This is a genomic window from Burkholderia gladioli, from assembly GCF_000959725.1.
GTDB lineage: Bacteria > Pseudomonadota > Gammaproteobacteria > Burkholderiales > Burkholderiaceae > Burkholderia > Burkholderia gladioli.
This window is the reverse complement of record NZ_CP009323.1, coordinates 467,855-480,675: the sequence shown is the minus strand read 5'-3', so window position 1 is coordinate 480,675 and position 12,821 is coordinate 467,855. Positions and strand designations below refer to the sequence as shown.

General features: G+C 67.9%; 13 protein-coding genes. 5 read left to right on the top strand and 8 right to left on the bottom strand.

Annotated elements, in window-relative coordinates; translation table 11 throughout:
• Positions 1-2: 2 nt before the first annotated feature.
• The 5 genes from BM43_RS19040 (at position 3) to acs (ending at position 5,327) form a co-directional block, all read left to right on the top strand.
• Positions 3-1,343: an alkaline phosphatase family protein gene (locus tag BM43_RS19040; protein ID WP_042286063.1), complete on the top strand. Its 1,341-nt coding sequence runs from the start codon at positions 3-5 to the stop codon at positions 1,341-1,343.
• Positions 1,337-2,017 carry an MgtC/SapB family protein gene (locus BM43_RS19035; RefSeq protein WP_036049815.1) on the top strand — a complete coding sequence of 227 codons (681 nt, stop codon included), beginning with the start codon at positions 1,337-1,339 and terminating at the stop codon, positions 2,015-2,017. The genes BM43_RS19040 and BM43_RS19035 overlap by 7 nt, the downstream gene beginning before the upstream one ends.
• A gap of 107 nt (positions 2,018-2,124) precedes the next feature.
• Complete coding sequence (gene madL / locus BM43_RS19030) at positions 2,125-2,529, top strand: malonate transporter subunit MadL (protein WP_036049816.1); 405 nt, start codon at positions 2,125-2,127, stop codon at positions 2,527-2,529.
• Positions 2,530-2,533: 4 nt separating this feature from the next.
• Positions 2,534-3,301, top strand: coding sequence for a malonate transporter subunit MadM (gene madM / locus BM43_RS19025; RefSeq protein ID WP_036053078.1), 768 nt, complete (start codon positions 2,534-2,536; stop codon positions 3,299-3,301).
• Positions 3,302-3,344: 43 nt separating this feature from the next.
• Entirely contained in the window at positions 3,345-5,327 is a 1,983-nt protein-coding gene (acs, locus tag BM43_RS19020) for an acetate--CoA ligase (RefSeq protein WP_036049818.1), read from the top strand.
• 208 nt (positions 5,328-5,535) lie between these two features.
• Here acs and rng read toward each other — a convergent pair whose 3' ends face one another.
• The 8 genes from rng to BM43_RS18980 form a co-directional block, all read right to left on the bottom strand.
• The gene (rng, locus tag BM43_RS19015) at positions 5,536-7,005 is read right to left on the bottom strand and encodes a ribonuclease G (protein ID WP_036035495.1); all 1,470 of its coding nucleotides are present in this window, start codon (positions 7,003-7,005) and stop codon (positions 5,536-5,538) included.
• A 7-nt stretch (positions 7,006-7,012) separates the two neighbouring features.
• Positions 7,013-7,654 (bottom strand): Maf family protein, encoded by a 642-nt coding sequence (locus BM43_RS19010; RefSeq protein WP_036035491.1) that lies wholly within the window; start codon positions 7,652-7,654, stop codon positions 7,013-7,015.
• 41 nt (positions 7,655-7,695) lie between these two features.
• Positions 7,696-8,166, bottom strand: a complete 471-nt coding sequence (rlmH, locus tag BM43_RS19005) for a 23S rRNA (pseudouridine(1915)-N(3))-methyltransferase RlmH (protein WP_025096497.1) — start codon at positions 8,164-8,166, stop codon at positions 7,696-7,698.
• Between the two features lie 48 nt (positions 8,167-8,214).
• Positions 8,215-8,661 (bottom strand): ribosome silencing factor, encoded by a 447-nt coding sequence (gene rsfS, locus BM43_RS19000; protein WP_013698913.1) that lies wholly within the window; start codon positions 8,659-8,661, stop codon positions 8,215-8,217.
• Between the two features lies 1 nt (position 8,662).
• Positions 8,663-9,394 (bottom strand): nicotinate-nucleotide adenylyltransferase, encoded by a 732-nt coding sequence (locus BM43_RS18995; protein ID WP_036049821.1) that lies wholly within the window; start codon positions 9,392-9,394, stop codon positions 8,663-8,665.
• Positions 9,395-9,411: 17 nt separating this feature from the next.
• A complete protein-coding gene (gene hemF / locus BM43_RS18990; protein ID WP_036049823.1) occupies positions 9,412-10,338 on the bottom strand; it encodes an oxygen-dependent coproporphyrinogen oxidase in 927 nt (308 codons plus the stop codon).
• A gap of 140 nt (positions 10,339-10,478) precedes the next feature.
• Positions 10,479-11,756 (bottom strand): phosphoribosylamine--glycine ligase, encoded by a 1,278-nt coding sequence (gene purD, locus BM43_RS18985; RefSeq protein ID WP_017920323.1) that lies wholly within the window; start codon positions 11,754-11,756, stop codon positions 10,479-10,481.
• A gap of 107 nt (positions 11,757-11,863) precedes the next feature.
• Complete coding sequence (locus BM43_RS18980) at positions 11,864-12,592, bottom strand: YebC/PmpR family DNA-binding transcriptional regulator (protein ID WP_013698909.1); 729 nt, start codon at positions 12,590-12,592, stop codon at positions 11,864-11,866.
• Between the last annotated feature and the right edge of the window lie 229 nt (positions 12,593-12,821).

The window sequence follows — 12,821 nt, the reverse complement described above, 5'->3', positions numbered from 1 at the left end:
ACATGCCTAGCGGAAATGGGCGTTCGTCCGATCAGTCGGACCAGGCCGGCGGCGCGCCCGTCAGGCGTGTCGTCACGGTCATCTGCGACAGCCTGCGGCGCGATCTTCTGTCCGAAGCGCGTACGCCGGTGCTGTGGCGGCTGGCGCAGCGTGGCACCTGGTTTTCCAATGCCCGCAGCGTCTTTCCATCGACCACGCGAACCAGCTCCGCGAGCATCGCGACCGGCTGTCATCCCGCGCGCCACGGCCTGGCCGGCAACTGCGTGATCCTGTCGGAAGGCGACGGTCTCGTGTGCTGCAACGTCGGCAACCCGACCTTCCGGGATCGGCTCGAAAAAGCGACCGGCCAGACGTTGCGCGTGCCGGTCCTCGCCGAGTACGTGAAGCCCGTCGGGCACGCGCTCATCATGTCGAACGTGTCCGCCGGCGCCGCTTATTTCCACGACCCGGACGGCCATGGCGAGGTGTTCCATCGGGCAGGATCGTATGGACCCGGGCGCATCCCCCTTGCGGACGACCCGCTACGACACATCCGCAGCGGCGCGGATGGCGATGCCGTGATGACCGGGCATTTCGTCGAGCGGCTGAAAGCGGACCCGTCCCTGGTGGCCGCGACGCTATGGCTTTCCGAACCGGACCACAGCGGGCATCGATCGCCGCTCGGGTCTCCCGAGCATCTCTGCGGCATCGATAGCGCGCAGCGATGCGTGGCGCGTGTCGCCGACGTGGTCGACTCATTGCGCGAAGCCGGGCAGGACATCCTGATGATCGTCGGATCGGATCATGGCATGCAGACCGTGACGGTCGAGGTGCCCGTGATTGCCCTGATGGTCGCCGCGGGGCTCAAGGATGCGCTCGACAGTCGCGAGGTCGTGCTGGCGCCCAATGGGACCGCGTTCACGGTCGGCATCGCCGACGCGTGCGCGCAGCGCGTCGGCGATATCGCTGCATGGCTGCGTGAGCAGCCATGGGTGGGCGCGGTGTACACGGGCGAGGCGCTGGGCAAGCTGGGCCTGGCAAGTTCCAGGGAATGCCGTATCGCCGTCACGATGGCCGCCGACAAGAGCCGAAATCCATTCGGCGTGGCAGGAGGATCGGCTTACATCGAGGACCCCGACGAGGCGGGACGCTATCTCGACCGCGGTCAACACGGTGGACTCGGCGCCCGCGAGCAAAGCCCGTTTCTCTTCATGAGCGGACGCGGATTCGAAGCAGGTGCGATCCGCGCCGAACGCGTCAGCCTCGTCGATTATCTCCCCACCGCGCTCGCGCATCTGCATGTCGATGTCGCCGGGCTGGATGGACGTCCACTGCAACTTCCACGGGATCGGAAAACATGTTGAGCAATCTGGAAATCGTTGGCCGGCTCCTGATGGCGGCATTGCTCGGCGCCGCGATCGGGTTTGAGCGCGAACGCCTGTCGTGGGCCGCGGGGCTGCGGACCCACATGCTGGTGTCGGTTGGTTCGGCGCTGGTGATGATCGTGTCCGCTTTTGGCTTCGAGGACATCCGGACCTTGTCGAATGTGGCGCTCGATCCTTCGCGCGTGGCGGCGCAGGTGGTGTCGGGCATCGGCTTTCTCGGCGCCGGTTCGATCCTGTTGCGCGGCGAAGTGGTGCGGGGACTGACGACGGCGGCCAGCATCTGGTCGGTTGCCGGCGTGGGGCTCGCGGTCGGCGGTGGGCTGTATGTGGGTGCCGTGTCGGCGACCGTCGTCATCCTGTTGATCCTGGCGGGGGTGAAGCCCCTGGAGCGTTTCCTGCGGCGAACCAAGATTCGCCGCGAGGTGGTGCTCGCGACCGACCGGGACACACTCGATCTGCAGGCGATCGACTCGGTGATCCAGTCGAGAGGGGCGCGGCTCAAGCAGATGATCGTGAGGCACAACAGCAGCGTCGAGGCGCGCGACGACGTCACGATCGCGATTTCACGCGTGTCGCCACGCTCATTCGCTGAGATCTGCGAACAGTTGCGCGCGACGCATGGCATCCATGAGGTGCGTGAAGTTCTCGATTGAGGTGGGAGCAAGGCATGTAGCAAGCATCGAGGTGACGGATATCCGTTGATTAGGATATCCAGGCAACGCGTGGCATCAATTCATAAAATCATATATCGGAGACAGGCGTGATTATCTATGGAACAGCAATGCTGGCGGTCTGTTACTTGGCGGGCCTCGCGATCGGCGATCTGCTCGGGCTGCTGATCGGAACCTCGGTCAACGTCGGTGGTGTCGGGATCAGCATGATCCTGCTGATCGCTCTGCGGTGGTATCTGTGCCGCAAGGGGGCGCTGCCGGCCGAAACGGATGCCGGGGTTGGGTTCTGGCGTGCGATGTACATCCCGGTGACCGTCGCCATGGCGGCGAGCCAGGACGTGAGCGCCGCGATCTCGGGCGGCCTCATCGCCTTGCTCGCGGCGCTCGCCGCGATTTTCATCTGCGCGTTCGCGATTGCGATACTCGCCCGCACCGGGCGCGATACGACATCGCTCGATGTACAGATGGCACACCAACTCGATGCGCGAGGGTGATGCGATGATTCAGGTTATCGAGAAGGTCCTGTCACACAATGGTCTGATCACCGGCTTCGCCGTCGTGGGCATCGTCATGTGGCTGGCGTTCATGGCGTCGAGACGGCTGACGTATCAGCGGGTTCACGGCTCGGCAATCGCGGTGTTCGCCGGGCTGGCGCTCGCATGGCTCGGCGGCCATTTGACCGGAGGCGAGAAGGGAATCGCCGACCTTCCGCTGCTTGCCGGCATCGGCCTGCTGGGCGGGGGAATGTTTCGCGACTTCGCGGTGGTATCGACCGCGTTCGAGGTCCAGGTCAGCGAAGCCCGCAAGGCGGGGCTGGTCGGCGCCGCTTCGGTGGTGCTGGGTACCGTGCTGCCATTCGTGGTTGGCGCAGGCGTGGCGTACGGGTTCGGCTATCGCGATCCGGTGAGCGTGACGACCATCGCCGCAGGAGCGATCACCTATATTGTCGGACCCGTGACCGGGGCGGCGATCGGCGCGAGCCCGGCGGTCATGGCGTTGAGCATCGCCACCGGCCTGACCAAGGCCGTCCTGGTGATGGTGGGCACGCCGCTCGCCGCGAACCTCATGAACCTGAAAACGCCTCGTGCCGCGATGATCTACGGCGGCCTCGCCGGAACATTGAGCGGTGTCACGGCGGGGCTCGCCGCGACGGACCGGCGTCTGGTCCCGTATGGCGCGCTCGTGGCGACGTTCCACAGCAGCATCGGTTGTCTTCTCGGCCCCACGCTCCTGTATTTCGCGACCAGAAGCATCATCGGCATCTGAGGCGGGCCGCCACTCCGAGATTTGCACGTTCAACTTCACATCAATGTCGACATTCGAATCCCTGACGGTCGAGCGCCGGGTTTTTCCGCCGCCGGCCGATATCACCGCGAACGCCACGGTTCCCGGCATGGACGCGTACCAGGCGCTGTGCGCCGAGGTCGTGCGCGATTACGAAGGCTTCTGGGCGCGGCTCGCCCGCGAGACGCTGACGTGGCAGAAGCCCTTCACCAAGGTGCTCGACGAATCGGCTGCGCCGTTCTACACCTGGTTCGAGGATGGCGAGCTCAATGCCTCGTACAACTGCCTCGACCGTCATGTGGAGGCGGGCAAAGGCGAGCGCGTCGCGCTCATCTTCGAAGCCGACGACGGCGTGGTCACCAGGCTCACGTACCGGGACCTGCTCGCGCGCGTTTCGCGTTTCGCCAACGCACTGAGGAAACGCGGCGTGAGGAAGGGCGATCGCGTGGTCATCTACATGCCGATGTCGATCGAGGGCGTGGTGGCCATGCAGGCCTGCGCGCGCATCGGCGCGACGCACTCGGTCGTGTTCGGCGGCTTTTCGGCTAAGTCGCTCAACGAGCGCGTGGTGGACGTGGGCGCGGTCGCGCTCATCACCGCGGACGAGCAAATGCGCGGCGGCAAGGCGCTGCCGCTCAAGGACATCGCCGACGAAGCGCTTGCCATGGGCGGTTGCGACGCCGTGCACAGCGTGATCGTCTACCAGCGCACGGGCGGCAGGATCGCCTGGGCCGAAGGCCGCGACCACTGGATGCACGAGCTGTCGAAGCTCGAGAGCGATAGCTGTGCCCCGGAATCCGTGGGCGCGGAGCATCCGCTGTTCGTCCTCTACACATCGGGTTCCACGGGCAAGCCCAAGGGCGTGCAGCACAGCACGGCCGGGTATCTGCTATGGGCCGCGCAGACCCTGAAGTGGACCTTCGACTGGAAGCCGACGGATATTTTCTGGTGCACGGCCGACATCGGCTGGATCACGGGCCATAGCTATATCGCCTACGGGCCGCTCACGATCGGCGCGACCCAGGTCCTGTTCGAAGGCGTGCCCACGTATCCGGACGCGGGCCGCTTCTGGGAGATGATCCGGAAACACCGGGTCACGCTGTTCTACACGGCGCCCACGGCGATCCGCTCGCTGATCAAGGCATCCGACGCCGACGCGAGGGTGCATCCGAAGCGCCATGATCTCTCGTCGCTGCGCGTTCTCGGCACGGTCGGCGAGCCGATCAATCCCGAAGCATGGATGTGGTACCACGAGAACGTGGGCGGGGGACGCTGCCCGATCGTCGATACCTGGTGGCAGACCGAAACGGGTGGCCACATGATCGCGCCGCTGCCGGGCGCCACGCCGCTCGTGCCGGGCTCGTGCACCTTGCCTCTGCCGGGCATCATGGCGGCGATCGTCGACGAAACCGGGCAGGAGGTGCCAAACGGGCAGGGCGGCATTCTCGTCGTGAAGCGTCCGTGGCCTGCGATGATCCGCAATGTATGGGGCCAGCCGGAGCGCTACAAGTCGGCCTACTTTCCCGAGGAGCTCGGTGGCAGGCTGTATCTCGCGGGTGACGGCAGCGTGCGCGACAGGGACACGGGCTACTTCACGATCATGGGCCGCATCGACGACGTGCTGAACGTCTCGGGCCACCGCCTGGGCACGATGGAGATCGAGTCGGCGCTGGTGGCGAACCCGCTGGTGGCCGAAGCCGCCGTGGTTGGCCGCCCCGACCACACGACCGGCGAGGCGGTGGTGGCGTTCGTGGTGCTCAAGACGACGCGCCCGCAAGGCGAGGAGGCCGAGAAGCTGGCCCGCGATCTGCGCGCGTGGGTGGGCAGGGAGATCGGGCCGATCGCGAAGCCGAAGGATATCCGCTTCGGCGAAAACCTGCCGAAGACGCGCTCGGGCAAGATCATGCGTCGCCTGCTGCGCTCGCTCGCCAAGGGCGAGGCGATCACGCAGGACGTTTCCACGCTGGAGAATCCGTCGGTGCTCGAGCAGATCAGCGAGTCATTCTAGGCGGCCGCGGTGCAGCGACGATGCAGCGCCGGCGGCCGGAAGAGCGGAGCTCGGCAGCCCCTCCCGCTTGTCGCGAGAGGCCGCCTTTCCCGAATCGGGCGCGCGCCGCATGGATCGCAAGGGAGCGGCCTGGATGACTATTTTCATCTGTCACCGGATGACCGGTGACTTTCATGAATTCGCCGGAGCGGGGCGGCGCTCGATGGCCCTACATCAGCACGATGTCGTACTGCTCCTGGCTCAGGTTCGATTCCACCTGCAGCGACACCGGCTTGCCGATGAAGTCGATCAGCATCGCCAGATGCTGCGATTCCTCGTCGAGGAACAGGTCGATCACCTGCTGCGAGCCAATCACGCGGAACTCCCGCGGATTGAACTGCCGCGACTCGCGCAGGATCTCGCGCAGCACGTCGTAGCAGACGGTGCGCGGCGTCTTCACCTGCCCCTTGCCCTGGCACACCGGGCAGGGTTCGCACAGCACGTGCGCGAGCGATTCGCGAGTGCGCTTGCGCGTCATCTCCACCAGCCCGAGCTGCGAGAAGCCGTTCACCGTCACGCGCGTGCGATCGCGCGACAGCGCCTTCTTCAGCTCGCCGAGCACGGCGTCGCGATGCTCGGCGTTCTCCATGTCGATGAAGTCGATGATGATGATGCCGCCGAGGTTGCGCAGCCGCAGCTGCCGCGCGATGGTATGCGCGGCCTCGAGATTGGTCTTGAAGATGGTGTCGTCGAAGTTGCGCGCGCCGACATAACCGCCGGTGTTGACGTCGATGGTCGTCATCGCCTCGGTCTGGTCGATCATCAGGTAGCCGCCCGACTTCAGGTCGACGCGCCGCGACAGCGCGCGCTGGATCTCGGCTTCGATGTTGTAGAGATCGAACAGCGGCCGCTCGCCCGTGTAGTGGTGCAGCCTCGCGCTGACCGCCGGCGTGAACTCGCGCGCGAAGCTCGACAGCCGCGCGAAGGTCTCGCGCGAATCGACCTGGATCTTGGAGGTGTCGTCGTTGGCGAAATCGCGCAGCACGCGCTGCGCCAGGTCGAGATCCTGGTAGAGCAGGCTGGTGGGCGGCAGCCGCTGCGCCTGCGCGACGATGGTCGCCCAGGTCTTGCGCAGATAGGTGACGTCGGCGCCCAGTTCCTCGCCGGTGGCGTCCTCGGCGATGGTGCGCACGATGTAGCCGCCTTTCTCCTCGGCCGGGATCACGGCGGTCAGGCGCGCGCGCACCGCCTCGCGCTCGGCCTCGCTCTCGATCTTCTGCGAGATGCCGATATGCGGTTCCTGCGGCAGGTAGACCAGCGTTCGTCCGGCGATGCTGACCTGGGTCGAGAGCCGCGCGCCCTTGGTGCCGATCGGGTCCTTGATCACCTGGACCATCAGCGTCTGGCCCTCGTACACGGTCTTCTCGATCGGCTGGTGTGGCGTGCTGTTGTGCGTGTCGCCCGGCAGGCGCGGCTGCCAGATGTCGGCCACGTGCAGGAAGGCGGCGCGCTCCAGGCCGATGTCGATGAAGGCCGACTGCATGCCCGGCAGCACGCGCACCACCTTGCCGAGATAGATGTTGCCGACGCGGCCGCGCGAGAGCGTGCGCTCGACGTGAAGCTCCTGCACCGCGCCTTGCTGCACGAGCGCGACCCGCGTTTCCTGCGGTGTGATGTTGATCAGGATTTCTTCGTTCATGGTGGGCTCAGAAGGCGACGCGCGCCGCGCGCAGCAGCGCGGCGGTCTCAAAAAGGGGCAGACCCATGATACCGGAATGCGAGCCGTCGATTCGCTCGACGAACTCGGCGGCCCGGCCCTGGATCGCGTAGGCGCCGGCCTTGCCGAACGGCTCGCCGCTGGCCACGTAGCGCGCCAGCGCCTCGGCGCCGACCGCCGCGAACTGCACCACCGAGCGCGACAGCGCCGGCATCAGCGGCTTGCCCTCGGCATCGACCACGGCCAGCGCGGTCAGCACCTCGTGCCGGCGGCCGGCCAGGCGCGCCAGCATCGCCAGCGCCTCGTCGGCCGAGGCGGGCTTGCCGAGGATCTTGCCGTCGATCGTCACCGTGGTGTCGGCCACCAGCACCGGCGCGGCCGGCAGCGCGCTGGTCACCAGCCGCGCGCGCGCCGCGTCGGCCTTGGCCGAGCACACGCGTACCACGTAGTCGTCGGCCGCCTCGCCGGCCAGCTCGGCCTCGAGCGCCTCGGCATCCTCGTCGGGACGCGGCAGCAGCAGCTCGAAGGCCACGCCGAGCTGGCGCAGCAGCTCCTGCCGGCGCGGGCTCTGCGAGGCGAGATAGACGAACGGGTAGGTCGAATCGGGCAGGAGGCGGTCGGACATCGTCATGGTTCTCGTTGGGGCACATGACGGCGCGCGAACGCGGCGCGTCATGCGCGGTGGTAGGGGTGATTCTGCGTGATGCTCCACGCGCGGTAAAGCTGCTCGGCCAGCAGCACGCGCACCATGCCGTGCGGCAGCGTGAGACTGGAGATCCGCAGCAGCAGGTCGGCGCGGGCCTTGAGCTCGGGATCGAGCCCGTCGGCGCCGCCGATCACGAAGGCCACGTCGCGGCCGTCCTGCTGCCAGCCCGGCAGCGCCTGGGCGAGCTGCATCGAGGTCCAGTCGCGGCCGCGCTCGTCGAGCGCGACCAGCCGCGCGCCCTTGGGCAGCGCGGCCTCGATCCTGACGCGTTCGGCGGCCATCACGCTCTCGGCGCCGCGGCCGCCCGAGCGCAGCTCGGGCTTGAGCTCGCGCAGCTCGATGCGCAGCTCGGGCGGCATGCGCCTGGCGTATTCGTCGAACCCGTCGGCTACCCAGCCGGGCATCTTGTGGCCGACCGCGACGATGTGCAGCTTCATGGCTTCAAGCCTGCTTCGGAGGCGAGGACCGACATCGGCGGCACGGCTTCAGCGACGGCGCGCGGCGGTCTTGCGGGCCGGGCGGGCGGCCGGCGCGGCCTCTTCGCCGTCCTCCTCCTCGTCGGCTTCCGAGGCGCGCGCGGGGCCGCTGCCGCCGAGCTTCAGGCGCACCGGCTTGTCGCCCCAGATCTCTTCCAGGTTGTAGTACTGGCGCAGGGCCGGCTGGAGGATGTGGACCACGGCGTCGCCGCAGTCGACCAGCACCCATTCGCCGGTGTCTTCGCCTTCGGAGCTGACCACGTCGCCGCCGGCTTCCTTGACCTTCTCGCGCACGCTGGAGGCGAGCGCCTTGGTCTGGCGGTTCGAGGTGCCGCTGGCGACGATCACGCGATCGAACAGTTCGGTCAGGTGGCTGGTGTTGAACACCTTGATGTCTTGCGCCTTGACGTCTTCGAGGGCGTCGACGATCACGCGCTGCAGTTTGCGGATATCCATATCAGGGATGGTAGAGACGATGTTGAAGAATATAGGCCCAGACGGCGGCGGGCACGTGTTCGGCCTGAGCGTCGGGGACTTGGGCGCGTCGCGCGATGCATTCGCGCAGATGCGCGCGGATATCGGTGGCGGCGATATCGAAGGCGAGCGTGGTATCGACCAGCACGCGCCCGGCCGGGCTCGCTTGCAGCTCGGCCGCCTCGGCGCGGCGCGCGGCGATTTCGGCGGCCACCACGGGCGGCGCCGCCGACAGCTCGAAGCCGGGCCGCGTGGCCACGCACAGATGAGCCAGCTCGAACAGGCGCCGCCAGTCGCGCCAGGTATCGAGCCGCACCAGTTGGTCGGCGCCGATCACCAGCGACAGCGAGGCCTCGGGGCCGACCCGCTCGCGCCAGCGCAGCAGCGTCTCGGCGGTATAGGTCGGGCCTTCGTGCTCGATCTCGTCGGTGGCCACCGTCACCTGCGTGCCGGGCAGCGCCAGCGAGGCGGCCGCGGCGCGCGTCATCGCCAGCCGGTGCCCGGCGGCCGACACGTCGCGCTTCTGGTAAGGCTGGCCGGCCGGCATCAGCACCAGCTCGGTCAGCCCCAGCACCTCGGCGAAACGACGCGCGAGCGCGAGATGCCCGTCGTGGATCGGGTCGAAGGTGCCGCCGAGGATGCCGATCCGGCGCGGCAGCGGAGTCGGTCGAGCTTGGGTATCCAGAACGGGTCCTTTTCGGTCAGGGCTTTCCATGGGAACGGGCGAGCGGCTCACAGCCAGTCGCGCGGCACCAGGAAATCGCTGTACAGGCGCGCCTCCGGCGTGCCTGGCTCGGGCTGCCAGTCGTAGCGCCAGCTCGCCAGCGGCGGCATCGACATCAGGATCGACTCGGTGCGCCCGCCGCTTTGCAGGCCGAACAGGGTGCCGCGGTCGAATACCAGGTTGAATTCGACGTAGCGGCCGCGCCGGTAGGCCTGGAACTCGCGCTCGCGCTCGCCATAGGGCGTGTCGCGGCGGCGTTCGACGATCGGCAGGTAGGCGGCGAGGAAGGCGTCGCCCACGCCCTGCATCAGCGCGAACGAGCGCTCGAAGCCGGGCTCCGACAGGTCGTCGAAGAAGATCCCGCCGATGCCGCGCGTCTCGTTGCGGTGCTTGAGGAAGAAATACTCGTCGCACCAGCTCTTGAAGCGCGGGTAGTACTCGCCGCCGAACGGCGCCAGCGCATCGCGGCAGGCCGCGTGGAAGTCGCGCGCGTCCTCCTCGTAGCCGTATACGGGCGTGAGGTCCATGCCGCCGCCGAACCAGAAGATCGGCGCCTCGCCGGCCTTGGTGGCCACGAACATGCGCACGTTCATGTGCACGGTCGGGCAATGCGGGTTGCGCGGATGCAGCACCAGCGACACGCCGAGCGCCTCGAAACCGCGCCCGGCCAGTTGCGGGCGCGCCGCGCTCGCCGAGGGCGGCAACGCGTCGCCGGAGACGTCCGAGAAGCCGATTCCCGCGCGCTCGAAGAACGCGCCGTTCTCGAGGATGCGTGTGCAACCGCCGCCGCGCAGGCGCTCCTCGGGCCCGCGCCGCCACGCGTGCGTGGCCAGCGGCGTGCCGTCGAAGGCGCCGAGCGCGTCGGCGATGCGGGACTGCAGCGTTTCCAGATAGGCGCGTACGCGCTGCGTGTCGAAAGTCGAATCGGTGCTCATGGCTTCGGAAAGGGGGCGCGGACGATGCGGCGCGGATATCGATTGCCGGATTGTAGACCTTCCGCCGGCAGCGGCCAGGCGCGCGCGGCGCGCCATGAAAAACGCCGCCCGGCACGGATGCCGGGCGGCGCGCTCGGGCCTCAGCCCTGCTTGCGGTTCAGCGCGCGATGGCCGATGTCGCGGCGGTACTGCATGCCTTCGAAGTTGATCTGGTTGATCGCGTCGTAGGCGGCCTGCTGCGCGCCGCGCACGGAGTCCGACAGGCCCACCACGCACAGCACGCGGCCGCCCGAGGTGACCAGCTTGTCGCCGTCGAAGCTGGTGCCCGCGTGGAAGGTGACCGAATGGCCGTTTTCCTCGGGGATGTCGTTGATGCGATCGCCCTTGCGCGGCGCGTCGGGGTAGCCGTGCGCGGCCAGCACCACGCCCAGCGCGGTGCGACGGTCCCATTCGAGCTCGACCGTGTCGAGCGTGCCGGCGATCGCTTGCTCGACCACCTTCGAGAAATCGCTCTTCAGACGCGCCATGATCGGCTGGGTTTCCGGGTCGCCCATCCGGCAGTTGAATTCCAGCGTGCGCGGATTGCCGTCCTTGTCGATCATCAGGCCGGCGTAGAGGAAGCCGGTGAAGCGGATGCCGTCGTTCTCCATGCCGCGCACGGTCGGCATGATGATCTCGCGCATCACGCGCGCGTGCATCTGCGGCGTGACGATCGGCGCGGGCGAGTAGGCGCCCATGCCGCCCGTGTTGGGGCCGCGGTCGCCGTCGAGCAGGCGCTTGTGGTCCTGGCTGGAGGCCAGCGCCAGCGCATGCTTGCCGTCCACCATCACGATGAAGCTGGCTTCCTCGCCGTCGAGGAATTCCTCGATCACCACGCGCGCGCCGGCGTCGCCGAGCTTGTTGCCCGACAGCATCATGTCGACCGCCTCGTGCGCCTCGTCCAGCGACATCGCCACCACCACGCCCTTGCCGGCGGCCAGGCCGTCGGCCTTGACCACGATCGGGGCGCCCTTGGCGTCGATGTAGGCATGCGCGGCGGCCGCCTCGGTGAAGGTCTCGTATTCGGCGGTGGGGATCCCGTGACGCTTCATGAATGCCTTGGCGAAGTCCTTCGAGCTCTCGAGCTGCGCCGCTTCCTTGGTCGGGCCGAACACTTTCAGGCCGCGCTGGCGGAAGTGGTTGACGATGCCGGCCGCCAGCGGCGCTTCCGGGCCGACCAGGGTGAAGGCGACCTGCTCGTTCTCGGCGAAATCGGCGAGATCGTCGAGCGAGCTCAGCTCGATGTTCTTCAGGCGCGCATCCTGCGCGGTGCCGCCGTTGCCGGGCGCAACGTAGACGGTCTGAACGCGCGGCGACTGGGCGAGCTTCCAGGCGAGCGCATGTTCGCGGCCGCCGGAACCGACGACGAGTAGTTTCATGGGATTCCCCGCAGACTAGAAAATAGGGCGGCCGGCGCGCGTCGAGCGGGCCGGCCGCGGAACCTGGCGGTGGCCGCCTTTCACGCGAAAGACGGACCGGTGCGCGTTCATTCGTCGACGATGAGCGCGTTGGTGTAGACCTCTTGCACGTCGTCGAGGTCCTCGAGCACGTCGAGCAGCTTCTGCATCTTGACGGCGTCGTCGCCGCTGAACTCGACCTCGTTCTGCGGCTTCATGGTCACCTCGGCCAGCTCGGCCTTGAAACCGGCCGCTTCCAGCGCGTCCTTCACCTTCGAGAATTCCTGCCAGTCGCACAGCACCTCGATGCTGCCGTCCTCGTTGGTGTTGACGTCGTCGGCGCCGGCCTCGAGCGCGGCTTCCATCAGCGCGTCCTCCGAGGTGCCGGGGGCGAACAGGAACTGGCCGACGTGATCGAACATGAAGGCCACCGAGCCGTCGGTGCCCATGTTGCCGCCGTACTTCGAGAACGCGTGGCGGACTTCCGCGACGGTGCGCACGCGGTTGTCGGTCATGGTGTCGACGATGATCGCCGCGCCGCCGATGCCGTAGCCCTCGTAGCGGATTTCCTCGTAGTTCGCGCCGTCCGCGCCGCCCACGCCACGATCGATCGCGCGCTTGACGTTGTCCTTCGGCATGTTGGCGTCGGCCGCCTTGTCGACCGCCAGGCGCAGGCGCGGGTTCGAGTTCGCGTCGCCGCCGCCCAGGCGGGCCGCCACCTGGATTTCCTTGATCAGGCGCGTCCAGACCTTGCCGCGCTTGGCGTCGGCCGCTGCCTTCTTATGCTTGATGTTGGCCCATTTGGAATGACCAGCCATACCAGTTCTCCGTCACCCGCGCCGTGCGGCGGGCATGTCTTAAGCGATGTGTTGCGGGGCGCCCGATGGCGCCGCCGCGAGATGTCCCGGCTTCGCGTCCCGCCCGCGCGCATCGGGGGCGGCGGGATCGGCGCGGCCCTGGCCGGGCCACGGACGCGAAGCGGGCGATTTTACCATGCGGCGAAGCGCGCGCCGGGCGCCGCGCACGGGGTGGGCCGCGGCGGCTTCG

What these genes read in the sequence shown, in the direction of transcription:
- BM43_RS19040 (WP_042286063.1), top strand. Translation starts at nt 3, where the DNA reads ATGCCTAGCGGAAATGGGCGTTCGTCCGATCAGTCGGACCAGGCCGGC.
- BM43_RS19035 (WP_036049815.1), top strand. Translation starts at nt 1,337, where the DNA reads ATGTTGAGCAATCTGGAAATCGTTGGCCGGCTCCTGATGGCGGCATTG.
- madM (WP_036053078.1), top strand. Translation starts at nt 2,534, where the DNA reads ATGATTCAGGTTATCGAGAAGGTCCTGTCACACAATGGTCTGATCACC.
- acs (WP_036049818.1), top strand. Translation starts at nt 3,345, where the DNA reads ATGTCGACATTCGAATCCCTGACGGTCGAGCGCCGGGTTTTTCCGCCG.
- rng (WP_036035495.1), bottom strand. Translation starts at nt 7,005, where the DNA reads ATGAACGAAGAAATCCTGATCAACATCACACCGCAGGAAACGCGGGTC.
- BM43_RS19010 (WP_036035491.1), bottom strand. Translation starts at nt 7,654, where the DNA reads ATGACGATGTCCGACCGCCTCCTGCCCGATTCGACCTACCCGTTCGTC.
- rlmH (WP_025096497.1), bottom strand. Translation starts at nt 8,166, where the DNA reads ATGAAGCTGCACATCGTCGCGGTCGGCCACAAGATGCCCGGCTGGGTA.
- rsfS (WP_013698913.1), bottom strand. Translation starts at nt 8,661, where the DNA reads ATGGATATCCGCAAACTGCAGCGCGTGATCGTCGACGCCCTCGAAGAC.
- BM43_RS18995 (WP_036049821.1), bottom strand. Translation starts at nt 9,394, where the DNA reads ATGGAAAGCCCTGACCGAAAAGGACCCGTTCTGGATACCCAAGCTCGA.
- hemF (WP_036049823.1), bottom strand. Translation starts at nt 10,338, where the DNA reads ATGAGCACCGATTCGACTTTCGACACGCAGCGCGTACGCGCCTATCTG.
- purD (WP_017920323.1), bottom strand. Translation starts at nt 11,756, where the DNA reads ATGAAACTACTCGTCGTCGGTTCCGGCGGCCGCGAACATGCGCTCGCC.
- BM43_RS18980 (WP_013698909.1), bottom strand. Translation starts at nt 12,592, where the DNA reads ATGGCTGGTCATTCCAAATGGGCCAACATCAAGCATAAGAAGGCAGCG.